Source organism: Psychrobacillus lasiicapitis (genome assembly GCF_006861795.1).
Taxonomy (GTDB): Bacteria; Bacillota; Bacilli; order Bacillales_A; family Planococcaceae; genus Psychrobacillus; species Psychrobacillus lasiicapitis.
In genome coordinates this window covers 207,022-230,492 of sequence record NZ_VDGH01000003.1, presented here as the reverse complement: position 1 = coordinate 230,492, position 23,471 = coordinate 207,022, and the positions used below count along the sequence as shown (strand labels likewise).

Genomic DNA, 23,471 nt, shown 5'->3' with positions numbered 1-23,471 from the left:
TCTTTGATACAATAAAGTACGGGTAAAGGAGGTTCTACAACGATGAAAATTCTACTCGTAGACGGAACAATTATCGGCACGAAAACAAGTGTCATTCTTGAAAAAGTGAAAGATTATATAGAGGAAATTAGCACAGAGCATACATTAGAAATTATTCGATTTGCCAATTATGAGCATCAGTTTGTAGATGGCAGACCAATGGATCAGTACAATGACGATATGCAGCTACTTGTCAGTAAGTTCGAGCAAGCAGATGGGTATATCATTGCAACGCCGATTTTCCAAGGATCCATTCCAGGTGTTCTAAAAAACGCTTTTGATTTTTTACATCCGAAAACGATGCGATATAAACCGGTATCTATTGTTGCGAACGGTGGGACATATCAGCACCATTTAGTCATTGAAAACCAGCTAAAACCTATTTTGGACTATTTTAGATGTTTGGTGACACCAAATTATGTCTATACACAGACTAGCCATTTCGACGAGAATAATATAATCGTGGACGAAGATGTGCATAATCGTCTCCGTGAATTAGCTCGTGTATTCGTCCAGTATGCGGAAATGAGCAAAGGCCTTTGCAAAGAGCCAATTGATACGCATTAGTTAAGTCAAAGGATATCCCATTCAGTTGGAGATATCCTTTTTTTATTTTAAATTTAATGAACTTTTTCCTGACTCAGATGTCTAATAAATAGCAACAAATGAAATGGGGTGATGGGTTGGAGGAAGTGGAGCTTGCAAGTAAGGCGATCAAGCGAGATGAACAAGCATTTTTACAACTTATGAAGCTACATAAAAACGCTCTCTACCGAACTGCTTTTGCATTTTTAAAAAATGAACATGAAGCAATCGAAGCAATGCAGGAAGTAACATTTAGAGCTTTTCAAAAAATACATACAGTAAAAGAGCCAGCGTATATGAAGACATGGCTTATTCGAATCATGATCAATTATTGCCAAGACCAACTGAAAAAGAAGAAGCGTATTACTTCGGTTGAATTGCTAGGGGAAATCGGAAACCATTCGGATAATTTGAAACTTGAAATAGAAGAAGCACTTGCATCCCTATCGAAAGCAGAGCAACAGCTAATTTATCTGAAATACTACCAGGATACGAAAATTAAAGAAATAGCCGCACTTGAAAAAATACCAGAAGGTACAGTCAAATCAAGACTCCATAAAGCACTGAAGTCACTGAGAAATTTCCTAGCGGAGAAAAAGGGGACATAGATCATGTATGAGAAAGAAGAAAAGATGCTAAACGAGTCAAAAGAGCAACTGGAGCAACTAGCAATACCTGACCAGCAGATAAATGATGCAATTCAGCAAGGTTTTTACAAAGCTAATAGTAAAAGAAGAAAGCGTAAAAAAACAATTTGGACTCTAGCAGTTGCTGCAATACTCATACTTACATTTATCACTTCCATTCGTGTATCCCCGGCATTTGCAAACGCGGTTGCATCAATACCAGGTATGGAAAGGTTTGTTGACTTAATACAGTTGGATAAAGGATTGGAAGCTATTATAGAAAATGATTATTATGAGCCAATTGGGGTTAGCCAGGTGAAAGATAATATGACGTTCACGATAGATGGAATTATATTAGATGAAACAGGAATGGAGATTTTCTACACGCTAGAAGCACCGTTTTCTATGGAAGATATTCAATATGGGAAACTCGAGGTATGGAATGATGGGAAAAATCTTAGTGAGGATTCAGCCTATTCGTTTGGACATATGAGTGAAAAAACAAATCGAATAGTCGAACGTTTTAGCTTTACGTTTGGAAAAGCAAAGCAATTTACTTCCCACCAATTTGAATTGAACTTTCAAATAGAGAATGATAAAGAAACGACCTTCACAGTTCCATTTACTCTAAAAAATAAAATACCACAAGGCAAAGTATATAGCTTAAATGAAGAAGTAGAGATGGACGGTCAAAAAATGTTGGTGAAAGATATTACTGTTCATCCTCTTCGAGTAGCAGTAAATATAGAATTTAACGAACAAAACGATATGGAAATTTTGCAATTTGAAGATATGCGTCTAGAAGATGAAAATGGGGAAGTATGGAGTTCCATTCAAAATGGAACAAGTGGCTTTGGGGGAATAGAAAATAAAGAAAGAACTTATTTCTTGCAAAGTAATTATTTTAAAAAACCTAAAGAACTTTATTTTAAAATGGATAAGGTGCAGGCGCTGCCTAAAGAGGAAAGTTATTTACTAGTTGACTTTGGAAAGAAGAAGATTCTCAAACAGCCTTCAATAGGCAAAGTAAAAGTGACAAATATCGAGAGCAATTCATTAACAGTAAAATATCTACCAATACGAGAAAACCATTCCTATTCCCTATTTTCCCAAGGTAAGAATAGAAATGGTGGAGTGGTTGATATACCAACTCAAAGTATGAGAAGCGATGGAGAATATGAGTATTCCGAAATAACTGTAAATGCAGCAGATATAATTAATCCGGTGAGAATTGACTATATTGCTTATCCAAATTACTTAGATGGTTCTGTCTTAATTCAGATTAAATGATACAAAAATAGCTTGCGGAAATGATAGGATTGCTTGATAAGTAGAAATCCCAAAACCACAAACCGCCAAGGTAATCTCCTTCCTTGGCGGTTGTTTTATGCTCTTAACGACTCTCTTCCTTATAAACGGCAATAAGTAGGACAGCGTTATCTTCTCCAATATTTTTGACAAAGTGCGGGACACAAGCGTTCCAACTGAATGAGTCGCCTTCATTTGCAATGACCGAGTCTTCCCCTTGTTCTGCAAGTACAGTTCCCTTAAGGACAATATGACTTTCTTCCCCTTCATGCGCATTAGCTTCTCCAGTTGATGCACCGGGTGCTAATTCCACATGCATCATGCGTAGCCCGCTTTGAGACGTCAGATGCTCTATTTTAATATTGTTATGTGTCGTATACACTCGTTCAGACTTCCTTACCACTTTCATATGTTCCTTTTTTTCGAGTAGTAAATAAGGCAACGGAACATCCAAATAGTTTGCGATCGTTTGAAGTGTATTGAGGGAAGGGGATGTATTATCGTTTTCGATATTACTGATAAACCCTTTGGACAAACCGATTTGATCACTCATTTGTGCAATAGTAATCTTTTTTCGTTTACGTATATCACGGATTTTGGAGCCGATTTCCATTTTCAACCCTCCAAAAATAATTTTGATTGGCTATATCGTAACACAAATTAATTGACGATATCTACAATGAAATGTTATCTTATAGAAAATAAATATTCTTAATAGATAACTATATTTAAGTTGAATGGGACCAAATCAAAAAAAGAATATTTTTTTAAATAAATAGTTCACTTATATGAATAAAATATTTTTAAGTGAATAAAATTATGATGAAAGAAGGAAAGCAAGATGGATAAACTAGGGATAGGTACACTGTTATTAAGACTTGTGTTAGGAATTAGCTTTTTTGTACACGGGCTTGTAAAATTTCAAGGTGGTATTGAAAATACTGTAGGATGGTTTGATAGTATTGGAATTTTAGGTTTCTTCGCATATGCAGTAGCTACATTGGAATTAGTAGGGGGACTTGCACTTATTTTAGGAATTGGAACTCGTGTCGTTTCTGCATTTTTTGTTGTGTTAATGGTGGGCGCAATTATAAAAGTTAAATTCGCAATCGGGTTTTTAGGTACACCTGAGATGGCTGGTTATGAACTAGATCTTGCATTTTTAGTGATTGCTCTGTTTTTAGTGATTAACGGAAGTAAGTTTTTATCTATTGACGAAGCATTTTTTAAATAAAAAATTGAATGATGGATTCTAGAATCTCTGCTTAAAGCAGCTTTGCGCAGGAGCAACCAAATAAAAACAAGCCGATTCGCGAAGTGAATTGGCTTGTTTTTATTTATAGTTTTAAGTTTTTCAAAGCTTCAGCTAGTGCATTGTTCACTGGCTCTTCTTCTTTATTTTGCTTTTTCATATACTTTTGTACATCGCGTTTATCTGCTTTTCCACCGGAAGTTTTTTTGCGACGTGCTTCAAAAGCGGATAGCTTTTCACGGTAACCACATGTACAAGTGAAAATTTGCCCATCACCTTCACCACGTAGCTCTAGTTTTTTCTTACATTGTGGACAGCGAGCGTTTGTCACTCTCGATACGTTTTTGCGATGTCCGCATTCACGATCTTGGCAAACGAGCATTTTGCCTTTTTTGCCGTTCACTTCAAGCATTGGCTTACCGCAATCTGGACAGCTCTTGGTGGAGATGTTATCATGTTTAAATTTTTTATCGCTGTTTTTAATGTCACTAACAATTGTTTTTGTATAGTTTTTCATTTCACCGATAAACAGGTTTTTGTTCAGTTTACCTTTTGCGATAGCCTCGAGTTTTTGTTCCCATTCTGCTGTAAGAGCAGGAGTTTTTAAATCAGCTGGAACTAAATCTAATAGTTGCTTTCCTTTAGAAGTAAGGTAAATATCTTTTCCTCTCTTCTCCAATAGGAAGGAGTTGAATAGTTTTTCGATAATATCAGCTCTTGTCGCAACTGTTCCTAAGCCACCTGTTTTATCGAGTGTTTTTGCTAATTCTTTATCCTGTGTACCCATATATTTTGCTGGGTTTTCCATGGCTGTTAATAGAGAAGCCTCATTAAATCTTGCCGGCGGCTTTGTTTGTCCAGATGTTTCGTTTACGAATTTGATGGAAAGTTTATCTCCTTTTTCGATACGAGGAAGTATTTGTTCCTTCATATCATCCGCATTTTCATCTTCGTCAAAACGATTTTCATATACTTCCTTCCATCCGGAGGAAAGGATCGTTTTTCCTCTTGCTACAAAAGTTTCGTCACCAATAGAAGCTTTCACTGTAATTTGCTCGTATTCAAAAGGAGGATAGAGAACTGCTAAAAAGCGTTTCACGACTAAATCATAAATTTTGCGTTCTTTATCTGTGAAGCTGGCTTGATTGACAATTTCCTCTGTTGGAATAATGGCATGATGATCTGATACTTTACTATCGTCGACAAATGCCTTATTTGCTTTAATTGGTTTTTGCAACACTTTGTTCGCAAGCTGTCTATATTGTCCGATCCCACAGGATTTTAGGCGCTCCGGTAGCGTTTCTACAATATCACTAGATAGGTATCTCGAATCTGTACGAGGGTAAGTTAATACTTTGTGTCGCTCATACAGTGTTTGCATAATGCCAAGTGTTTCTTTTGCGGAGAAGCCGAATATTTTATTGGCATCGCGTTGTAATTCTGTTAAATCATAAAGCTGTGGAGCAAAGTTCTTTTTTTGTTTTTTATCGACTTCGATAATCGTACCTTGCTTATTGTCTACTTTTGCAATGACTTGTTCAGCTTTTTCCTTGGAGAAAGTTCGCATATCATTTGTTTGGCGATCCTGCCAGGCTAGTTTTAGGTTGTTCGTTGTATGTGCTTCTACACCGTAAAATGTTTTCGGTTTAAAATTGCGTATTTCATCTTCTCTTTGTGCGATGATCGCAACTGTAGGAGTTTGCACGCGCCCGCATGATAATTGAGCATTGAATTTACTTGTCAGTGCACGAGTTGCGTTCAGTCCGATATACCAATCTGCTTCGGAGCGGGCAACAGCTGCATGGTATAAGTTTTCATACGCTTTACCAGACTTTAAGTTTTGAAAGCCCTCTTTAATCGCTTTATCTGTAACAGATGAAATCCAAAGGCGTTTAATCGGTTTGTTTACTTTTGCTTTTTCAATAATCCATCTGGCAACTAGCTCACCTTCACGTCCAGCGTCCGTTGCAATTATGATATCACTAACATCCGTACGAACTAGCTGACTTTTGACAGCATTATATTGCTTGCTAGTTTGTTTAATAACAACCAGTTTTAAATCATTTGGAAGCATCGGTAAGTCTTCCAAATTCCACGTTTTGTATTTAACATCATAGCTTTCCGGATCTGCTAGCGTTACAAGATGCCCGAGTGCCCAGGTGACAATATATTTATCGCCTTCTAAAAATCCATTTCCTTTTTTATGACAATTCAATACACGCGCAATATCGCGAGCTACTGAAGGTTTTTCTGCAATTACTACACTTTTCTTCATGTATAAACATCCTTTCCACGGTAACCATTGTACATAAATATAGCATAGAAAGGTATGTTTTTACTTGCTGATGATTTCAATCGTGTTTCTTGAAGGATCTTGCACGATAATCGAGTTATCTTTCTCTTCAAACAGAAAATCCAAGTCTGTAAGTCGAGTTTTCGCTTCCTCTAATTCTTCTTTTGAAAAAAGAAGGGTAAAGTTTTTTAGCCCTCTAGAATTATCTGGTGGAGCAGGTATTCCAGTACCTGACCAGGTGTTTAGCGCTATATGATGATGGTAATTATCTTTGGATAAAAATAAACTACCATCATCTTTACTGGTTACATTAAAGTCAAGCCCATCGACATAAAACTTTTCCGTCATCACAAGTTCTGTAGCCTGCAGATGCATATGTCCAATACGTGTATCATCCGGAAGTCCATTCCAATTAGGGTTCGCTTCAGCTGCTAATTTTTCAAAATCCATCGGGTAAGATCCACCTGCATAACCGCCGTTCTTGTCTCTTTCCCAAGTGTCAGGAGATAGATCCGCGTAAATTTCTATCCCATTGCCATCTGGATCTGCTAAGTAGAGTGCATCACTGTACTGATGATTAGCGGCGCCTTGCATCGGATATTTGGTTTGTGCAAAATGCAACATCATATTTCCTAAGCTAACATGATCAGGCATTATAATCGCAAAATGATAGAGACCTGTTGAGGGAAATGGCCTTTCCACAGAGTCCTCTTGCTCCTCTAGTATGAGTAGGGGAGTGCGCCCATCAGCAGTAAGTGTTACCCGTTTGGATTCTTTCGTTAAAATATCAAATCCTATTACTTGTTGATAAAACGCAGTAAGGTTATCCACATCAGAAACAACTAAGTGCACTTCTCCAATTCTAGTAGGAGAGTCTGTATTATATAATTCATAAGTTGAATCATTCTTTTTAAATAGCATAAATAGAGAAATGAATAATGTAATTGAGATAATACCTATGATGATTAATCGTTTGTTTTTCATTGCAAAATTCTCCTTTTTCAACTAAACTACATGTTGTAGTGTATCAAGAGAGCTTTACAAAATACAATTATTTTTTTCACAATTTCTTATATGAGTAAATATGTTTGACCGAAAAACCTGTTTAAACTACAATGTGTAATGTGAGGTGGTTAAGCTATGAAAATTCGAAAATTTAAAATGAATGAAAGTGGATTAAACCGCTTTTTTGGTCCTCTAGAGGCAAAAATTATGGACATCTTATGGAACGACGTGGAAATGACGATTAAAGATGTGCAACAAGTGCTGGATAAGGAAAAGGTTACGAATTTTAACACAGTGATGACCGTCATGAACAGACTAGTGGAAAAAGGAATTTTGCAAAAGAGAGCAGAAGGAAGATCCTCTCTTTTCAAACCGGTACAAACAAGGGACGAATTTTTAAGCGCGCAATCGAAAGAAATGACAAATGAGCTGATGGATGAATTCGGAAATGTTGTTGTCAGTCATATGTTGGATGCGTTAGAGGACGTAGACGATGACCTTGTAGCGAAACTAGAGTTAAAAATTAAAGAATTGAAAAAGGAACAATAGCCTATGTCCAAACGTCAATCATCGTTTTTATTTCTCGCTACACTCGTTATTTCTGGTACTATTTTTTTGCAAATGGTGATATATGCGATCTCTATGCTAGTAGGGTGGAATGCTAAATTTAATCTGGTGGTAGTATGCCATAGCTGGTTAAAGGCAGTTGGACTATCCTCTCTAGAATATGCTTTGGACGGACTCGTAATCTTTACGCTCCTTTTTGCCATTTGGCATATTAGCTCGCAATTAATTCATACTGCACGTATGAAAACACGATTAGAGCAATATAGAGCAAAAAAACTTACGACTGAGTTCAATCAAACATATAGCAATGAAAAAGAAGGTTTGATCATCATCTCGCATCCTACACCAATGGCAATTACAATGGGATTTGCGCAACCTAAAATCGTTATTTCAACAGGTTTGATAAACTTATTAACAAATGAGGAACTGGAAGCTGTCATTGCACATGAGATGTACCATAAGGAAAATCGTGATCCACTAAAGATATTCATATTATCGCTTTGTGCATCAACAATCGGGTACATCCCAATTTTAAAATGTTTTAGTCATCAATATAGAATAATTCAAGAAATCTTAGCAGATGAATTTGCTATTAAAAAACAAGAAACAACTGTGCACTTAGGCAGTGCACTTTTGAAAATGTTAAAGGTGGGAACGGCTAAAAAAATGCCTTTTTCCTATGCATCCTTTGCAGATACATCCGTCAACTACCGGATTGAATATATATTGAATCCATTACAAATTCAAATGAAAATTCCAGGAAAAGTCGCATGGCTATCATTCGTTATTTTTAGCATGATTTGTGGGATTTTTATGTACGCTTTAGCATAGTTAAATTATTTTTGTTTAGAGAAGCTTACCGCTCAACTTCTGTTAAAAAGTAAGCAGTGAGCTTCAAAAACAAGATATTTTCATTTTTTTATCCCACTACACTACATAATGTAGTTTTGATTAGGAGTGTTTTAATTGTCAAAAAAATTATTTTGGATCATTGGAATAATCGCTGTATGTATTATAGGGATTATCGTATTAACAGACGCAAAACAAGAATCAGTAGACATTGACTATGCAGGACAGCCGTTTATCGGGGAAGAATCAGCACCTGTTGAAATTATCGAGTTCGGGGATTATAAATGCCCGCATTGTGGAGATTTTGATAGTACATTATTTCCACTCATCCATGAACAATTTGTAGAAACAGGAAAAGCGAAGTTTTACTTTATGAACTACTCATTCATCGCACCAGATTCTACGACATCTGCGCAATTTGCGGAAACAGTGTATAAAGAGCTTGGCAATGAAAAGTTTTGGGAATTCCATCACTTGTTATTTGCCAATCAGACAACTGAATCAGGACAAGAAAATGTAATGACAGAAGCGTTTTTACAGGCAGTATTAGCTGAAGTGGCGACTGCTGAAGAAGTAGAAAAGGTAAGTCTTGCATATAGCGAAAGTTCTGGGAAAGAAGCTTGGCAGAAGGATATGAATATAGCAAACAATCTAGGAGTCGCTTCCACACCAACAATCTACATAGGCGGGAAGGAATTCACAGGTGCAACGATGGATGATTTTGCAAAAAAGGTAGAAGAGGCTGCCGATGGTAAATAAGCCACTCCTATTTGCGTGGATCACTTCTATTATTGCGATGGTAGGTAGTTTGTTCTTCAGCGAGCGCATGGGGTTTATCCCATGTACACTTTGCTGGTATCAGCGAATTTTAATGTATCCACTTGTTCTATTTCTAGGTATCGCTTTTTATCGAAATGATCGGGAGATTTATACATATATATTGCCCATTTCGATTATTGGCATCGTTATGTCTAGCTATCATTATGCGCTGCAAAAGATCCCTTCTATGCATGAATTCAGTAGCTGCACAAGTGGAGTTCCATGCACTGGACAATATATAAATTGGTTTGGATTCGTGACGATTCCATTTTTAGCGCTCATTGCTTTTATATTTATTACAATCATGATGCTCATACTTTGGAAACGGAAGTAAGAAAGGAGAATTGTGTCAATGGAAAAAAAGAAAAAACGATTTTACATCCGTACCAGTATTTTGACCTTATTAGTCGTGGCAATCGTTTTTACGATCTATTCGAATTTAACGAAAGAGAAAACAGCGATATTACAAGTAGGAGACAATGCACCGGATTTTGCGCTTATTGATATGAATGGTGAAAAGCATCAATTATCGGATTACAAAGGGCAAGGCGTCTTCTTAAACTTTTGGGGAACTTGGTGTAAACCATGTGAAAGAGAATTTCCACTCATGGACAAACACTATCAAGATTATAAAGATCAAGGTGTCCAAATCCTCGCGGTTAATATTGGAGAATCGGATTTCGCTGTTCAGAAATATGTAGATAGAAAAGGTTTAACATTTCCAGTTCTAATCGACGACAATAAAAGTGTCATGGAAACATATAATATCAATCCGTTGCCAACAACGATGCTTGTGAACTCAGAAGGTAAGATAGAGAAAATCATAACTGGGGAAATGAGCGAAGAAGCAATTAAAGGAAATATGGAACAAATTAAGCCGAACTAAAGAAGCCTTACAACAGCAGTACAAACCAACAGCATGGTTTGCACTGCTGTTGTTTTTTTCAGGAAGGATCTTTACGCATAGGCTATTCCTGCTAGAGAAACCGTCTGCCGCTAATAACAAAATGTTATATAAAATTTTTAAAGGTGTGCATCCAAGAAATGGCTAAGGGCAACCAATCGACCATTGAAAGCAATCAGTTTTCTCGGAAAGCAACCATAATGACAGGAGAGCAACCAAATTGCGTGTGAAAGCAATCAATTCTTATAATAACAAGTTTACTTGAAGTGAAACGCGTATTTATTAGTTGAGCATTTCAATCTTCTACGGATAACTTCGTTGTAGCGCGATGCACAGTGGCTATTCCTCTAAATAGTTATTTAGACATATTTTATCCGAATAAAGCTACACCTTATTTTGTATCATTTTTCATACATAAGCTTATGACTAAAGTTTGTTTGATTATTCTGTTAATGTGGTAAAATATTCTATAATAGAAATGCAGGAAAGAGGTGAATCATTTGAACTTAGTAAGATCCACTGGTAATGGCATGCTAGGACGATGGGCAGACGTTGAAGAAAGAAAACGAATGCACAAACGTCATAACGCTGGCGATGCATACCGTAAACAAGCGGAATATTTCCAACCTAAAATACCAACCTTATCCCAAATAGAAGAGTTGTTACTAGGAAATAAAGAAAGAGAAAATGATACGCCAAGCAGTCCAAAAACGAATATGCTTGAAATTAAAGGTCCTAGTATCCCGGTGCAAACAATCGATGGACCTACACTTGAAAAAACAGTAGAACTATTAGAGAAAGTAAGAAGCACCGCGCTTGCTCCTGCAGAGCCAACGCCTGAGGATCTACGTGTTGCGGCTAGTGCATCCGCTAAAATTCAGCGTGTGAATGCACAAATAACTTTAAATACGGAAGCGAACCGTCAAATTGCACTTGAAATAAAACAACAACTAGAAGACGAAGCATCTATTTCGAACCGCTCTGTTTCTTCGGATCTATCACCCCCGAAAATGTTACAAGAAGACCTACAGAAAAAACGATTAAAAGAACAAGCGATTGCAAAATATTCGTATCAAGTACATTTAAAGAGATACGGATTTGCTGATTTAGAACCAAGTTTCTTCCATATAGCTTAGGAGCAATAAGAAATGGCCAAAAAACCAAAAACGAATGCAGTTCGAATGTTAGAACAGCAAAAAATAGATTTTGAGCTAATTGAATATGAATTGACAGGTGACAAAGTAGACGGGGTGACTGTAGCAAACAAAATCGGCTACCCTGTTTTTGTTGTCTATAAAACGCTACTTGTTACAGCTGGAACAGGTAAATATTATGTGTGCATCATACCGGTTGACAATGAACTGAATCTAAAAGCAATCGCTAAGGTAGTAGGAGAGAAAAAGGTAGAATTGCTTCCTCTAAAAGATTTACTCCCGACTACTGGATACATAAGAGGGGGATGTTCTCCTATTGGGATGAAAAAACTATTTCCAACAGTAGTGGATGCAAGTGCGGAAAAGCATGATTTTATTATTGTAAGTGGAGGAAAAATTGGGCTTCAAGTAAAGCTTGCATTGCCTGATTTACTTCGGATGACAAAAGGTCAGGTAGCTGCAATTAGTAATAATGGATAGCTATATTTACTTGTTAGAACATTACAACATTGTTGTGAAGGTTATGTTTAGGGAAGAAGGAGTGAAATGAGCAAAGAATGTATGTGGCGCTGGGTGTTTTTTGTTAGTGGTATTCTTTTGATGTCTCTAGGCATTTCATTGACAATTAAAGGACAGCGGTTTGGAATTAGTCCATGGGATGTTTTGCATGTTGGACTGTATAATCATTTAGGATTGTCAATTGGTACGTGGGCTATTTTAACTGGCATTATTATCGTTGTTGCTACCGTGATTGGTACAAAAAAGTGGCCACAAGTAGGAACATGGCTGAATATACTTTTTATCGGTTTTTTTATTGATATGTTCAACTGGATGCTACCAGATTTTACAAGCTTTGCTTGGCAATCTATTAGTTTTTTATTGGGACTAATCGTTATGGGGATTGGTGTTGGGGTATATGTATCTCCTAATATTGGAGCTGGACCGAGAGATTCTTTGATGCTTTTAATAGTACAGAAGATGGGCTGGAGCATTAAAACTGTTCGTACTGGCATAGAAGTAATCGTAGGATTAGCCGGATGGATACTAGGAGGACCTGTAGGCATTGGAACCATTATAACAGCACTCCTTCTAGGGCAACTTGTTCATTACACTTTACCGATGTCTCAAAAAATTTTACTAAATTTAAGTGGCTATACACAGCCTTTTGCAAAACTGAGTGTGGAAGATCAGAAATGATTTTCTGCACTTTTTTTCATCTTTTTCAATTCGTTCGCATATAGTATCCATGGAACGAAGAGATTGAAAGGGTGATAATTTGGGCGGGACAGTTACGCATTATATGGGCAGATCTTATACAGGACAAGGCGTGAAAAATTTTTATAAAGAACTTATTCAGGAAGCTAAAAAAGTATATTTTTTTAAAGGACCGACTTCTTATCGACTAACAGAGGTATTGAAAGAAATAGGATATGCAGCTATTCGCAGAGGCAGAGATACGGAATGGTTCTATGATCCATTACACGAGGATGTTTTAGAAGCTGTATATATTACCGATTCGAAAACACTCTATTTACAAGCGGATACCATTGATCCTACCTACTATGGGGCAGGGCATATATGGGTTCCGTTTTATGAAACGTATGATGATCGAAAGCTGCATGAATTAGCTTCTTTAATTCGCGATAAACAAATTGCAAATGAAGGTTGGTTGACGAAAGGGCTACAAACTTTATCACGGGCTAAGATTATTCATGATGAATGGGAGCAGCTAATCCTTCCGGCAATCGATTGGGATGGCATCAACGCATTGCTAGAAACAGTCAAAAAGAAATGTCTTGGTAATGTGCAACTTCAAAAAAAGTCAGACGTGACGCATCGATTAATGGGATCACTCACTCCTACAGGCGCACAAGACACGTTAAAGTCTATTTCTAAAAACTTAAAATCTCGTTTATATATAAAAGGTTTACCTGGAAGCGGAAAATCATCCTTTATGAAGAAATTTGGAGAAGCCGCAAAACTACAAGGATTAGACATTCGCTTCATCTGGTGTGGGCTAGATGCCAATAGTGTGGATGGAATTATTATTCCTGAGTTGCAGCTTTGTATGGTAGACGCAACAAGCCCTCATGTATACGACCCTGAACGTGAAGGAGACGAGATTGTCGATTTCATGTCTCATATCAACCAAGAATTATTAGAGGATAAAAAGATTGCAGAGGTAAGACAACGATATTCTAACGAAATGGAGCTTGCTCAAGATTATATTTCCACGTATGCAGGTGACTCTAGAACGATCAGAATGCTCTATGATTCTACAATAGATGAAGAGAAATGGACAACTTTCCAAAATGAAATGATGGCAACAATCGAATGAGCAGGGATATTTCCTGCTTATTTTTTTCGTATTTTTCTAGGAACATGTTAAACTAGAGAAGAATATTTCGCTTGAAAGGAAAGATGACCTTGTCAAACGTACTAAACAACTTTTTAACAGAAAACTTAGATGCACTAAAAAACCAAGGATTATACAACGAGATTGATCCAGTAGAGGGAGCAAATGGTGCGAAGATTCTAGTTCGTGGTTCAGAACTTATTAACTTATCTTCTAATAACTATTTAGGACTAGCAACTAATCCAGAGCTTAAACAAATCGCAAAAGACGCCATCGACAAATATGGTGTCGGAGCAGGAGCGGTCCGTACAATCAACGGAACACTAGACCTTCACGTAAAACTAGAACAAAAACTAGCTGAATTTAAAGGGACAGAAGCTACAATTTCTTATCAATCGGGCTTCAACTGTAATATGGCAGCAATCTCAGCGGTAATGGATAAAAACGATGCAATTCTATCGGACCAATTAAACCATGCATCCATTATCGACGGTTGCCGACTATCCAAAGCGAAAATCATCCCATTCAACCACTCAGACATGGAAGATTTACGTGCAAAAGCAAAACAAGCTACAGAATCAGGCCAATACAATAAAGTAATGGTTATAACGGATGGCGTATTCTCGATGGATGGCGATATCGCAAAACTACCAGAAATCGTAGAAATCGCAAAAGAATTTGATCTAATCACTTACGTAGATGACGCTCACGGTTCAGGTGTTACTGGTAAAGGAAAAGGAACAGTAAAACACTTCGGTTTAGAAAAAGAAATCGACTTCCAAATCGGTACTTTATCCAAAGCAATCGGTGTCGTAGGTGGATACGTTGCCGGTAAAAAGAACTTAATCGACTGGCTAAAAGTCCGTTCTCGTCCATTCCTATTCTCAACAGCACTACCACCAGGCGACGTAGCAGCAATCACTGCAGCAGTTCAAATGATCATCGATTCAACAGAATTGCATGACAAGCTATGGGAAAATGGTGACTATTTAAAAGCAGGTCTATCCAAGCTTGGATTCGATATAGGAGAATCGGAAACACCGATCACTCCATGTATCATCGGAGACGAAAAACTTACACAGGAATTCTCTAAACGACTATTCGAAGAAGGCGTCTACGCTAAATCCATTGTCTTCCCAACTGTACCAAAAGGCACAGGCCGTGTACGCAACATGCCAACAGCAGCCCATACGAAAGAGATGCTTGATGAGGCGCTTGCGATTTATGAAAGAGTTGGGAAAGAGCTTGGGGTAATTAAATAATGAAATCATCATGGGTAACTCTTAGAGGGGCCTGTAATCCAAATTAAATTATTGTCCAAAACAAAAAGCAGCCACGTAGGCTGCTTTTTCTTACTATTACTATATGTCTCATTCAAATCTCTTAAATGAATAAAGTAGACTAAACTTCTGAATGCCCCTAGCACTCTCAATACTAGAATCCACTTCTTTCCGGAACGTCTCCATATCCCCTTGTTCTTTTGCAATAATCGCTTCGATTGAATGCTTCATCCAAGAGGCTTGTAAACTCTCTTTTAATGCTCGAGCTTCCACGAATTTTCCTTGTAATGCTTCGGCATATGCTTTGTAATATGTACGAAGTGGCTCTTTACTTATTTGTCTAGCAAGTGTATTGAACTTAGAAATATTGTTTTCATATAGCGCTAGATTCGCTTTGTACACTTCTTGCATATACGGTTGTTTATATTTCTTTAAGATATCATTAATTGCTTGAATAATAGCAGTCCGATCGCCAGCTTTTACTGCAAGTGGGTATGCAAACAGCGGTTTCTTTTTATTTCCCTCTAAATAGCGCTCGATTCTAGCTAGGTTATTCGATTTGTACACGAGATACATCGGGGGAACAACTAGTAAAAGAATATACAAAACGATGATACTTAAATAAATAATCCACAAGGATACTTCTAAAAAGCTCATCACAACAGTTAATGCCATGCCGAGTAAAATAATCAAAACATATCTAAGAATTTTCATGTTTACCTCTTTTTTCTTTTATTATATCAAATCCCCATTCAAATCTCTTATTGTATTTTCCAAAAGAACAGCATATAATAATAAAAAATAAACGCTATTAAAACAACGTCAATAAACATAAAGTGTTCTTTCCAAAAATACAATTGTTTTCGAGAGGGAGTAGACAGCATGAAAAAAATTATGGTCACCGGAGCTTTAGGGCAAATTGGTTCAGAATTAATCACCAAACTTCGAAAAGAATATGGTGCAGAAAACGTACTTGCAACCGATATTAGAGAAATCACGTCTGAAACAACGAAAAGTGGCCCATTCGAAATCCTTGATGTAACAGACGGAGAAAAAATGCATCAAATTGCCAAGAACTTTGGAGCAGATACCATTATGCATATGGCTGCACTATTATCGGCGACTGCGGAAGCGAAACCACTATTTGCATGGAACTTAAACATGGGTGGATTGATGAACGCGCTCGAGACTGCACGTGATTTAAACATGCAATTTTTCACGCCAAGCTCAATTGGAGCATTTGGACCATCTACTCCTAAACAAAACACACCTCAAGACACACTTCAACGTCCAACTACGATGTATGGTGTGAACAAAGTTGCTGGGGAACTTCTTTGCGATTATTACTTCCATAAATTTGGATTGGATACACGTGGTGTACGTTTCCCAGGACTGATTTCAAACGAGACATTACCTGGCGGCGGAACGACTGATTATGCAGTAGATATTTATTACAAAGCGTTAGCAGAAGGTAAGTACACTTCTTATATTGCTGAAGGTACTTACATGGATATGATGTATATGCCGGATGCACTGCAGGCAATAGTAGATCTTATGGAAGCAGACGCGTCGAAGTTAATTCACCGCAATGCTTTTAATGTCACAGCGATGAGTTTTGAGCCAGAGCAAATTGCTGCATCGATCAAAAAAGTAATCCCAACGTTTACAATGGAGTATGATGTAGATCCTGTACGCCAAGCGATTGCAGACAGCTGGCCGGATTCAATTGACGCAAATGCTGCAAAAGAAGAGTGGGGCTTTACGTATAAATATGATTTAGATGCAATGACGAAAGATATGCTTGAAAAGCTAGCAACTAAAAAAACAGCGAACTCCTTGTAAAAGGGTTCGCTGTTTTTTTCATTTCATTAGAATAAAATATGTGCTGCTGCTGCAATAATCGGAAATGCAATAAGTGTACGTAGTAGGAAAATAAAGATTAAATCTTTAAAGTTAACTGGAATTTTCGAACCAAGTAACAACCCACCAACCTCAGACATATAAATAAGCTGCGTCACAGACATTGCGGCGATGAAGAATAAAGTAACCTCTGACTCGATGCCACCACTAAGTAGTGTTGGAAGAAACATATCCGCGAATCCTACAACCATGGTCTGAGCCGCCTCGGCAGCTTCAGGTATACCAAAAAGCATTAATAATGGTTCAAAAGGTTTTCCTAAAATCGTAAAAATTGGTGTGAACTCTGCAAGCATTAATGCGACCGTACCAAAAGCAAGTACGACAGGTGCAACACCGATGTATAAATCGACAACGTTTTTAATACCATCTGAGAAGAACTTCTTAATAGAGCGATTATCATTCGCTTTCACAAGTGCATTTTCTAAACCATGTGTAAAAGCATTATAGCCTTCAGGAAAGTCTTCAGCTTTTAAATCTAGCGGACGACCATCAATGTACTCATTTGGCTTCCCCCGTAGTGGATAAATTCGAGGCATGATGAATGCTAATATTAGACCGCAAAGCAGAACGGTAAAGTAAAATGGCAAGAAATAGTTAGAAAGACCAACCTCATCAAGTACGACGATACAAAAAGTGATGGATACAACCGAAAATGTAGAACCAATAATAGCTGCTTCTTTTTTCGTATAGTAGCCCTCTTCATATTGTCTTGCTGTCAATAAAACTCCAATTGTTCCGTCACCAACCCAAGAAGTCAGGGCATCTACTGCAGAACGCCCTGGAAGCTTGAAAAGCGGACGCATAATTTTTACTGCCATTGTACCGAAAAACTCTAGTAATCCAAAGTTCAATAAAAACGGTAATAATAACCCTGCGAATAAGAAAATCGTAAATAAGAACGATACTAAACCGTCTGGGCTAAGTAACATCCCACCAGTATTTTCATTCCAAACCGCTTGTGGCCCAATTTGGAAAATGATTAGTACAGCAAAAACAGCACCAACCACACGAGTAATGGTCCAAAATAACGATACCTTAAATAATTGGTTAATAAATGTATTTTGCTTAGGCAAAAATAGAAATACAACCGATCCAATTGCGGCAATCCATATCATTACTAATGCAATCCATTGCACAAATGGAGCAATGGCATTAGATAACATATTAGAAAACAACGCAATCGGAATTTTAAAGCCTTCCGAAGTAGGAAGGGGAATCATAAACAATATAATACCTGCAATCGATGGAAGCAGAAACAAAATCCATGTAGATAAAGAGAATTTCTTCAATGTTATTGACCAACTTTCTATAAATGAATAATTATGCGTAGTGTCAAGTCATTTATACATACTAATTCATTTACATAGAGAAGTCTATATAAACAAGTGATGTTCTATTATTCGAAATCTTTGTTGAAATCGTACGTATAGAATCGTTCGAAATGTAGCCAATTTTCTGCTTCTGGCTCCCCGTCCGCTAAGCGTTTATCCATTTCTTCTAGCATCCATGCCGTTTGCGAAATATGTGCGCGCATTGCACCCATTTTTTCTTCGCGAGATTCTTTAATATTATGCACAATATCCGGTTCTCCTAAAACTTCCTTGGAATCATTTGAAAAGGCAAGTGCATAAATAGTAGGGCGAGTCTCTTTTGGCATGCGGCGAATCGCGCGAATCATGGCACGTCCTGTTGCATCATGATCAGGGTGAACCGCGTAGTTTGGGTAGAACGTGATGACAAGTGATGGATTAGTATCTTCAATGAGGTTCTCCATCATTTCCACCATTTTTTCATCGTCTTCAAACTCCACTGTTTTATCACGAAGCCCCATCATTCGAAGATCCGTTACGCCCATTGCCTTGGCAGAAGCGAGTAGCTCCTCTTTACGAATTTGTGGAAGGGTTTCACGTGTCGCAAAAGGTGGGTTTCCCAAGTTTCTTCCCATTTCGCCTAAAGTTAGACACGCATATGTAACCGGAATTCCTTGTTTTACGTAAGTTGCAATCGTTCCGGAAACGCCGAAAGCTTCGTCATCTGGGTGAGGGAATACAACAAGTACATGTCGTTCCATTGGTAAAGTCATTTGTTTGTCCTCCTTAATAAGTGAATGGTGTTTTACTAATTTGTAATGCTACAGCAAGCTTCCCATTTTGGTCATGTCCTGCCATTAGTAAACGATCATGTTCGTCTAATTCAAAATGCGTAATGCCTTGAGCGTATACCCAACCATGTGGTAATTTAAGGCCGACACGATGTGGTGCTTCTCCTGCTACTTTTCCAAGCTCATATCGAAGCATGACATTGCGGATAAAAGCCCCTGCATTGAATACCTTTTCATCAAAATGGGATGCATATGCACCATTTGTTGTTTCTAGATGAATATATACATCTTCGTTTGCAAATTTATTCAAAAGTACTTGTAGTTGTTCTACATTAACAAGTTCCATTTATATATAGCCTCCTAACATAACGTCTTTTATAAGTATAATGAAAATAAGTTTGGGAAGCGAATGATTGAGATGAAAAACTCGCAAAGTCAGTGAGACTTTGCGAGTGAATCATTTCTTATACAGTAGTTGTCGTTACTTCTGGTGCACCGTATTTCCCTTTTGCTCCGTGAAGAACTGGTCCTACATATTGGTTTAGTTTCCAACCATGCGCAATAGCGGCTGAAACGAATTCTTTCGCTTCAAAAACAGCATCCGCAACTGATAAACCATTTGCCAAGTTAGCAGTCACCGCTGCAGCAAAAGTACAGCCAGCTCCGTGGTTATAAGTTGTATCTGTTTTTTCTGTCTCTAACAATGTGTGCGCTTGTCCATCATAGAAAAGATCGACCGCTTTATCATGTGCTAATTGTTTGCCGCCTTTAATAACAACGTTTTTAGCGCCAAGTGCATGAATTTTCTCCGCAGCAGCTTTCATATCCTCAATTGTTTTAAGTGTTCCCAGACCTGAAAGTTGTCCAGCTTCAAAAAGATTTGGAGTAACTACTAAAGCAAGTGGCAGTAGGTTAGTAATCATCGCATCCACTGTGCCTGGGTTTAATACTTCATCTTCTCCCTTGCACACCATAACAGGGTCGATTACGACATTGTTTGTACCAGACGCTTCTATGATGTTTCCAGCTGTTTCGATAATTTCTTCTGTACTTAGCATACCCGTTTTAATCGCATCGACATTTGTCGATAAAGCGGTTTTAGCTTGTCGTTTTATCTCTTCTACTGGAAGAGAAAATACACCATGGCTCCAACCGTTATCAGGATCCATCGTAGCGACAACCGTTAGAACGTTCATGCCATATGTACCATGCTCTTGGAATGTTTTTAAATCTGCTTGTATACCAGCTCCGCCTGAAGTGTCAGAGCCTGCAATTGTTAGTGTTTTTTTAATCGACATTTTAGCGTTTCCCCTTTTGGTAAAAAGTTAATATTTTTCATTATATCAGACAATAGTCGAAACTTACATTATGGAAGTTTCGGTGCAGTTAATAATTTCAGCAGAATGAAAATGAAAAGAGCTGCGACGAAAAAAGTGATAACGGATCCGAATATAATATCATTAATAAATAAGGAGATTGCTAAAAATAGAAGAAAGCCAATGAATAGTAGCATGCCCACTGTAAAGCAACCAAGTCCAAAACTTTTCACACCGTTAGAAACTTCATTTGTACGAGCAGCTTGTTCAATTTTTCTTAGTTTCTCTCGATAATGTAAATCAGCCATACACAGATCACCCTTTTTCATCGTAACAGATATAGAATAGTTGTGAAACGGACAATTTTTTTGTACTGTTAACGTAGTAGATTAAGAGGAAAAGAGAGATGAAATGCGAAAAGATGACAAAATTCGAGAAATGGAGAAACTACTAGCAGAATTGAAAGCACAAAAAAACGAAACAACTGCAACAATCGCAGAAAACCCTTCTAGACAAGGGTTTGGCTTTGGGAAAATTCCACGTGCTTTATATAGATTTAGAACGAAATCGATTATCCTTATTGTAATAATTGTACTCCTCTTGTTAGCTGCATTACCATTTGCCGCTTATTGGGCGATTCAAGGTAGTACGTTTACGGAGAACAAAGGTTCAATTGTTGAACGAGTACAGGCACTAAATGAATTGTCGACCGCTGAAGCCTATACAAAAGTAATTATCGAACGACAGGATAATCAGTTATTCGGCAAAGAAATCGGCATAGATTTACCAGGGACAAAAAGGCAGATTCTTGTTGTGGTGCCTGGAGCTGTTCGTGCAGGAGTAGATTTCTCTCAAGTAACGGAATCAGATATTAAAGTGGACGACGAGAGTAAGACGGCGACGCTTACATTGCCTATGCCAAAATTTCTAGGTGGACCTGAAATTTTCTTCGACCAAGTAGAAGTATTTTCATATGAAGGATTATTTCGTGAAAAAGCGGATATAACAGAGGCATACGAGCTTGCAGAAACAGCGAAAGAAATGATGATTGAAGAAACGACGGGACAAGGCATTTTACAGTTAGCGGAAGAAAATGCGGAGAAATCTGTAAAAGAGATGTTCCAATTAGTAGAATACGATGTACAAGTTCAGTTTAAGGAGTGATGCACATTGCCAAGCTGGAAAGAAGTTTTAGCAGATGAATGGGAAAAGCCATATTTTTTGGAACTGCAATCTTTTTTAGATAATGAATACGCAGAACAAACAATTTATCCAAAGCGAGAGGATATTGGCAACGCATTTCGTGCAACGCCTTTTGATGAAGTAAAAGTAGTAATATTAGGGCAAGATCCCTATCACGGGGAAGGACAAGCGCATGGGATGAGTTTTTCTGTAAACCCTGGGGTTAGGGTACCACCGAGCTTACGCAATATGTTTAAGGAGCTAGCGGATGATATAGGGTGTCCAGTTCCTTCGAACGGCTATTTATTGAAATGGGCACAGCAGGGGGTTCTATTGCTTAATACGGTAATGACCGTGCGAGCAGGGCAAGCTAATTCCCATAAAGGGATGGGCTGGGAAACGTTTACGGATGAAGTGATTAAGCGTCTATCGGAAAGAGAACAGCCGATTATTTTTGTCCTCTGGGGAAGACCAGCGCAAATGAAGAAAAAGCTAATTGAGACAAAAAAACATATGATTTTAGAATCTCCACATCCAAGTCCGCTAAGTGTACATCGAGGATTTTTTGGGAGTAAGCCGTATTCTAAGATAAATGCGCAGCTCGAAGCATGGGGAGAGACACCAATCGATTTTTGCTTATGACTATGCTATTATATGGACGGGAAAGCGAGGGAGTAATTTGGCAGTAAACTGTTTTAAATGCCGCTTCTTTTTTACTACATGGGATGCAAGACATCCACGTGGGTGCAAAGCTTACGGATTTAAAACGAAAGAGCTCCCATCTGCATTAGTAAAGCGTACCTCGGGCATGGAATGCTTGAAATTCGAACGAAAGCAAGAAGAGGGGCAAAGACGATGATTTCAAATGAACATATTTTCATGCAAATAGATAAACAGCTTACGCTAGCCAAAACAACTGGTAATGAACAAACGAAAAGAGAAGCACTCGCTGCAATACGAGCATTATGCGATTTAGCGTTAGAATCCGGGGGAACATCGCAAGCTTCACCAGTTGTCCAAGCGGTAGCCATAGCCCCAGCATTACAACAGCCGGTTGCATTAAAAGAAGACGATGCAAACGGAGAGTCATTATTTGATTTCTAAATAGAAAGATAGAAAGTAGGAATGATTGTGAAATTATTTATCATTGCAGGAGCTATCAATGGATTTTTGGCAGTAGCATTTGGCGCTTTTGGCGCACACGCTTTAAAGGAAAAACTATCTGAAAAGTATTTAGCGATTTGGGAAACGGCTGTACAATATCAAATGTTCCATGCACTTGCATTAATCGCAATCGGTATTTTGATGAGTAGCAAGATACTTGGACCTGTTTCATCATTAAATACAGCAGGCTATTTAATACTAGCAGGAATCATCTTATTCTCTGGTAGTTTGTATGTATTGAGTTTAACTGGTATTGGCATTTTAGGAGCTATTACTCCGATTGGCGGCGTAGCATTTTTAGTTGGATGGATTATGATTATTGTTGCTGCAGCAAAGTTTGCAAGTTAATGAAGTGAAGGGCGTAACAGTGACAACAAAGAGACTTATCCTTTAAATTCGGATAAGTCTCTTTGTTTATAAGTTATAGTTAATTTCTTCATCGAATGTTACATAGTCTAGATAAATCATTAACATTAAGTATCTCTTCCCATTTGGATCACTAATGATCACATGATCGCGGCCTGCTGCTTCTACATAGCCTTTAATCACTTTAGCATTCCATTCTTTGTTGTTTTCGAAGGTGAAATAGAATGTACCTAGCTTACCTCTGTTCATTCGTAAAATGTTCTCGATATACGATTCTTCTTGTCGGCCTGGGCTTGGCGGTTGAGCAGGAGGAGTCATCGGTTGTTGCTGTTGTGGTGGAAAAGCTCCAGGATACCAATAATATTGAACCATTCATACATCCTTT

General features: G+C 37.9%; 30 protein-coding genes. 20 read left to right on the top strand and 10 right to left on the bottom strand.

The genetic code is table 11. The features are described from left to right. Positions 1-42 precede the first annotated feature (42 nt). The 3 genes from FG382_RS06145 (at position 43) to FG382_RS06135 (ending at position 2,540) form a co-directional block, all read left to right on the top strand. Positions 43-606: an NADPH-dependent FMN reductase gene (locus tag FG382_RS06145; RefSeq protein WP_142538027.1), complete on the top strand. Its 564-nt coding sequence runs from the start codon at positions 43-45 to the stop codon at positions 604-606. Between the two features lie 98 nt (positions 607-704). Then, entirely contained in the window at positions 705-1,232 is a 528-nt protein-coding gene (locus tag FG382_RS06140; RefSeq protein WP_142538026.1) for a sigma-70 family RNA polymerase sigma factor, read from the top strand. Positions 1,233-1,235: 3 nt separating this feature from the next. After that, entirely contained in the window at positions 1,236-2,540 is a 1,305-nt protein-coding gene (locus FG382_RS06135) for a DUF4179 domain-containing protein (protein ID WP_142538025.1), read from the top strand. 103 nt (positions 2,541-2,643) lie between these two features. Here the strand turns inward: FG382_RS06135 and FG382_RS06130 are convergent, their stop codons facing one another. Beyond that, positions 2,644-3,171 (bottom strand): helix-turn-helix domain-containing protein, encoded by a 528-nt coding sequence (locus tag FG382_RS06130; protein WP_142538024.1) that lies wholly within the window; start codon positions 3,169-3,171, stop codon positions 2,644-2,646. Between the two features lie 228 nt (positions 3,172-3,399). Between FG382_RS06130 and FG382_RS06125 the strand changes: the two genes are divergently transcribed. Then, the gene (locus FG382_RS06125) at positions 3,400-3,792 is read left to right on the top strand and encodes a DoxX family protein (protein ID WP_142538023.1); all 393 of its coding nucleotides are present in this window, start codon (positions 3,400-3,402) and stop codon (positions 3,790-3,792) included. Between the two features lie 103 nt (positions 3,793-3,895). On the opposite strand, the gene FG382_RS06120 is transcribed toward FG382_RS06125, so the two are convergent. Then, the gene (locus FG382_RS06120; protein WP_142538022.1) at positions 3,896-6,085 is read right to left on the bottom strand and encodes a DNA topoisomerase III; all 2,190 of its coding nucleotides are present in this window, start codon (positions 6,083-6,085) and stop codon (positions 3,896-3,898) included. 60 nt (positions 6,086-6,145) lie between these two features. Further along, complete coding sequence (locus FG382_RS06115; protein WP_142538021.1) at positions 6,146-7,087, bottom strand: VOC family protein; 942 nt, start codon at positions 7,085-7,087, stop codon at positions 6,146-6,148. Positions 7,088-7,243: 156 nt separating this feature from the next. Between FG382_RS06115 and FG382_RS06110 the strand changes: the two genes are divergently transcribed. The 10 genes from FG382_RS06110 (at position 7,244) to FG382_RS06065 (ending at position 15,019) form a co-directional block, all read left to right on the top strand. Then, positions 7,244-7,657, top strand: a complete 414-nt coding sequence (locus FG382_RS06110) for a BlaI/MecI/CopY family transcriptional regulator (protein ID WP_142538020.1) — start codon at positions 7,244-7,246, stop codon at positions 7,655-7,657. Between the two features lie 3 nt (positions 7,658-7,660). Further along, complete coding sequence (locus FG382_RS06105; protein ID WP_142538019.1) at positions 7,661-8,506, top strand: M56 family metallopeptidase; 846 nt, start codon at positions 7,661-7,663, stop codon at positions 8,504-8,506. Positions 8,507-8,641: 135 nt separating this feature from the next. Beyond that, positions 8,642-9,283 carry a DsbA family protein gene (locus FG382_RS06100; RefSeq protein ID WP_142538018.1) on the top strand — a complete coding sequence of 214 codons (642 nt, stop codon included), beginning with the start codon at positions 8,642-8,644 and terminating at the stop codon, positions 9,281-9,283. Continuing rightward, entirely contained in the window at positions 9,273-9,677 is a 405-nt protein-coding gene (locus FG382_RS06095; protein ID WP_142538017.1) for a disulfide oxidoreductase, read from the top strand. The genes FG382_RS06100 and FG382_RS06095 overlap by 11 nt, the downstream gene beginning before the upstream one ends. A gap of 18 nt (positions 9,678-9,695) precedes the next feature. Next, complete coding sequence (gene resA / locus FG382_RS06090; protein WP_142538016.1) at positions 9,696-10,229, top strand: thiol-disulfide oxidoreductase ResA; 534 nt, start codon at positions 9,696-9,698, stop codon at positions 10,227-10,229. Between the two features lie 518 nt (positions 10,230-10,747). After that, positions 10,748-11,383 (top strand): hypothetical protein, encoded by a 636-nt coding sequence (locus FG382_RS06085; protein WP_142538015.1) that lies wholly within the window; start codon positions 10,748-10,750, stop codon positions 11,381-11,383. 12 nt (positions 11,384-11,395) lie between these two features. Further along, positions 11,396-11,881 (top strand): Cys-tRNA(Pro) deacylase, encoded by a 486-nt coding sequence (gene ybaK, locus FG382_RS06080; protein WP_142538014.1) that lies wholly within the window; start codon positions 11,396-11,398, stop codon positions 11,879-11,881. Between the two features lie 66 nt (positions 11,882-11,947). Then, positions 11,948-12,598, top strand: a complete 651-nt coding sequence (locus FG382_RS06075; RefSeq protein ID WP_142538013.1) for a YczE/YyaS/YitT family protein — start codon at positions 11,948-11,950, stop codon at positions 12,596-12,598. A 103-nt stretch (positions 12,599-12,701) separates the two neighbouring features. Further along, positions 12,702-13,739: a hypothetical protein gene (locus FG382_RS06070; protein ID WP_211356368.1), complete on the top strand. Its 1,038-nt coding sequence runs from the start codon at positions 12,702-12,704 to the stop codon at positions 13,737-13,739. 89 nt (positions 13,740-13,828) lie between these two features. Then, positions 13,829-15,019, top strand: coding sequence for a glycine C-acetyltransferase (locus FG382_RS06065; RefSeq protein WP_142538011.1), 1,191 nt, complete (start codon positions 13,829-13,831; stop codon positions 15,017-15,019). A gap of 108 nt (positions 15,020-15,127) precedes the next feature. Here FG382_RS06065 and FG382_RS06060 read toward each other — a convergent pair whose 3' ends face one another. Then, positions 15,128-15,751 (bottom strand): hypothetical protein, encoded by a 624-nt coding sequence (locus FG382_RS06060; protein ID WP_142538010.1) that lies wholly within the window; start codon positions 15,749-15,751, stop codon positions 15,128-15,130. A 168-nt stretch (positions 15,752-15,919) separates the two neighbouring features. Between FG382_RS06060 and FG382_RS06055 the strand changes: the two genes are divergently transcribed. After that, on the top strand, positions 15,920-16,879 hold the full coding sequence (locus FG382_RS06055; protein WP_142538009.1) for an L-threonine 3-dehydrogenase: 960 nt from the start codon (positions 15,920-15,922) through the stop codon (positions 16,877-16,879). Between the two features lie 26 nt (positions 16,880-16,905). On the opposite strand, the gene FG382_RS06050 is transcribed toward FG382_RS06055, so the two are convergent. From FG382_RS06050 to FG382_RS06030, 5 genes are all read right to left on the bottom strand, one after another. Then, positions 16,906-18,246: a YjiH family protein gene (locus tag FG382_RS06050; RefSeq protein WP_142538008.1), complete on the bottom strand. Its 1,341-nt coding sequence runs from the start codon at positions 18,244-18,246 to the stop codon at positions 16,906-16,908. A gap of 107 nt (positions 18,247-18,353) precedes the next feature. Beyond that, positions 18,354-19,040 (bottom strand): bacillithiol biosynthesis deacetylase BshB2, encoded by a 687-nt coding sequence (gene bshB2, locus FG382_RS06045; RefSeq protein ID WP_142538007.1) that lies wholly within the window; start codon positions 19,038-19,040, stop codon positions 18,354-18,356. Positions 19,041-19,053: 13 nt separating this feature from the next. Then, on the bottom strand, positions 19,054-19,404 hold the full coding sequence (locus tag FG382_RS06040) for a YojF family protein (protein ID WP_142538006.1): 351 nt from the start codon (positions 19,402-19,404) through the stop codon (positions 19,054-19,056). A 118-nt stretch (positions 19,405-19,522) separates the two neighbouring features. After that, positions 19,523-20,356, bottom strand: a complete 834-nt coding sequence (gene thiD, locus FG382_RS06035) for a bifunctional hydroxymethylpyrimidine kinase/phosphomethylpyrimidine kinase (protein WP_142538005.1) — start codon at positions 20,354-20,356, stop codon at positions 19,523-19,525. Positions 20,357-20,424: 68 nt separating this feature from the next. Then, positions 20,425-20,682 carry a hypothetical protein gene (locus tag FG382_RS06030; protein WP_142538004.1) on the bottom strand — a complete coding sequence of 86 codons (258 nt, stop codon included), beginning with the start codon at positions 20,680-20,682 and terminating at the stop codon, positions 20,425-20,427. A 103-nt stretch (positions 20,683-20,785) separates the two neighbouring features. Between FG382_RS06030 and FG382_RS06025 the strand changes: the two genes are divergently transcribed. From FG382_RS06025 to FG382_RS06005, 5 genes are read left to right on the top strand one after another with little or no spacing between them, the layout of a single operon-like run. Next, entirely contained in the window at positions 20,786-21,538 is a 753-nt protein-coding gene (locus tag FG382_RS06025) for a DUF4230 domain-containing protein (RefSeq protein ID WP_142538003.1), read from the top strand. Between the two features lie 6 nt (positions 21,539-21,544). Beyond that, entirely contained in the window at positions 21,545-22,198 is a 654-nt protein-coding gene (locus tag FG382_RS06020) for a uracil-DNA glycosylase (protein WP_142538002.1), read from the top strand. Positions 22,199-22,235: 37 nt separating this feature from the next. Continuing rightward, positions 22,236-22,415, top strand: coding sequence for a uracil-DNA glycosylase (locus FG382_RS06015; protein WP_142538001.1), 180 nt, complete (start codon positions 22,236-22,238; stop codon positions 22,413-22,415). Further along, a complete protein-coding gene (locus FG382_RS06010; protein ID WP_142538000.1) occupies positions 22,412-22,660 on the top strand; it encodes a YwdI family protein in 249 nt (82 codons plus the stop codon). Before FG382_RS06015 ends, FG382_RS06010 begins: the two co-directional genes overlap by 4 nt. Positions 22,661-22,687: 27 nt before the next feature. Further along, the gene (locus FG382_RS06005; protein WP_142537999.1) at positions 22,688-23,068 is read left to right on the top strand and encodes a DUF423 domain-containing protein; all 381 of its coding nucleotides are present in this window, start codon (positions 22,688-22,690) and stop codon (positions 23,066-23,068) included. Positions 23,069-23,134: 66 nt separating this feature from the next. On the opposite strand, the gene gerQ is transcribed toward FG382_RS06005, so the two are convergent. Next, a complete protein-coding gene (gerQ, locus tag FG382_RS06000; RefSeq protein ID WP_142537998.1) occupies positions 23,135-23,458 on the bottom strand; it encodes a spore coat protein GerQ in 324 nt (107 codons plus the stop codon). Between the last annotated feature and the right edge of the window lie 13 nt (positions 23,459-23,471).

Excerpts from the sequence above, each read along its gene's own strand:
- FG382_RS06145 (WP_142538027.1), top strand. The coding sequence starts at position 43 with ATGAAAATTCTACTCGTAGACGGAACAATTATCGGCACGAAAACAAGT.
- FG382_RS06140 (WP_142538026.1), top strand. The coding sequence starts at position 705 with ATGAAATGGGGTGATGGGTTGGAGGAAGTGGAGCTTGCAAGTAAGGCG.
- FG382_RS06135 (WP_142538025.1), top strand. The coding sequence starts at position 1,236 with ATGTATGAGAAAGAAGAAAAGATGCTAAACGAGTCAAAAGAGCAACTG.
- FG382_RS06130 (WP_142538024.1), bottom strand. The coding sequence starts at position 3,171 with ATGGAAATCGGCTCCAAAATCCGTGATATACGTAAACGAAAAAAGATT.
- FG382_RS06125 (WP_142538023.1), top strand. The coding sequence starts at position 3,400 with ATGGATAAACTAGGGATAGGTACACTGTTATTAAGACTTGTGTTAGGA.
- FG382_RS06120 (WP_142538022.1), bottom strand. The coding sequence starts at position 6,085 with ATGAAGAAAAGTGTAGTAATTGCAGAAAAACCTTCAGTAGCTCGCGAT.
- FG382_RS06115 (WP_142538021.1), bottom strand. The coding sequence starts at position 7,087 with ATGAAAAACAAACGATTAATCATCATAGGTATTATCTCAATTACATTA.
- FG382_RS06110 (WP_142538020.1), top strand. The coding sequence starts at position 7,244 with ATGAAAATTCGAAAATTTAAAATGAATGAAAGTGGATTAAACCGCTTT.
- FG382_RS06105 (WP_142538019.1), top strand. The coding sequence starts at position 7,661 with ATGTCCAAACGTCAATCATCGTTTTTATTTCTCGCTACACTCGTTATT.
- FG382_RS06095 (WP_142538017.1), top strand. The coding sequence starts at position 9,273 with ATGGTAAATAAGCCACTCCTATTTGCGTGGATCACTTCTATTATTGCG.
- resA (WP_142538016.1), top strand. The coding sequence starts at position 9,696 with ATGGAAAAAAAGAAAAAACGATTTTACATCCGTACCAGTATTTTGACC.
- ybaK (WP_142538014.1), top strand. The coding sequence starts at position 11,396 with ATGGCCAAAAAACCAAAAACGAATGCAGTTCGAATGTTAGAACAGCAA.
- FG382_RS06075 (WP_142538013.1), top strand. The coding sequence starts at position 11,948 with ATGAGCAAAGAATGTATGTGGCGCTGGGTGTTTTTTGTTAGTGGTATT.
- FG382_RS06070 (WP_211356368.1), top strand. The coding sequence starts at position 12,702 with ATGGGCAGATCTTATACAGGACAAGGCGTGAAAAATTTTTATAAAGAA.
- FG382_RS06060 (WP_142538010.1), bottom strand. The coding sequence starts at position 15,751 with ATGAAAATTCTTAGATATGTTTTGATTATTTTACTCGGCATGGCATTA.
- FG382_RS06055 (WP_142538009.1), top strand. The coding sequence starts at position 15,920 with ATGAAAAAAATTATGGTCACCGGAGCTTTAGGGCAAATTGGTTCAGAA.
- bshB2 (WP_142538007.1), bottom strand. The coding sequence starts at position 19,040 with ATGACTTTACCAATGGAACGACATGTACTTGTTGTATTCCCTCACCCA.
- FG382_RS06040 (WP_142538006.1), bottom strand. The coding sequence starts at position 19,404 with ATGGAACTTGTTAATGTAGAACAACTACAAGTACTTTTGAATAAATTT.
- thiD (WP_142538005.1), bottom strand. The coding sequence starts at position 20,356 with ATGTCGATTAAAAAAACACTAACAATTGCAGGCTCTGACACTTCAGGC.
- FG382_RS06030 (WP_142538004.1), bottom strand. The coding sequence starts at position 20,682 with ATGGCTGATTTACATTATCGAGAGAAACTAAGAAAAATTGAACAAGCT.
- FG382_RS06025 (WP_142538003.1), top strand. The coding sequence starts at position 20,786 with ATGCGAAAAGATGACAAAATTCGAGAAATGGAGAAACTACTAGCAGAA.
- FG382_RS06010 (WP_142538000.1), top strand. The coding sequence starts at position 22,412 with ATGATTTCAAATGAACATATTTTCATGCAAATAGATAAACAGCTTACG.
- gerQ (WP_142537998.1), bottom strand. The coding sequence starts at position 23,458 with ATGGTTCAATATTATTGGTATCCTGGAGCTTTTCCACCACAACAGCAA.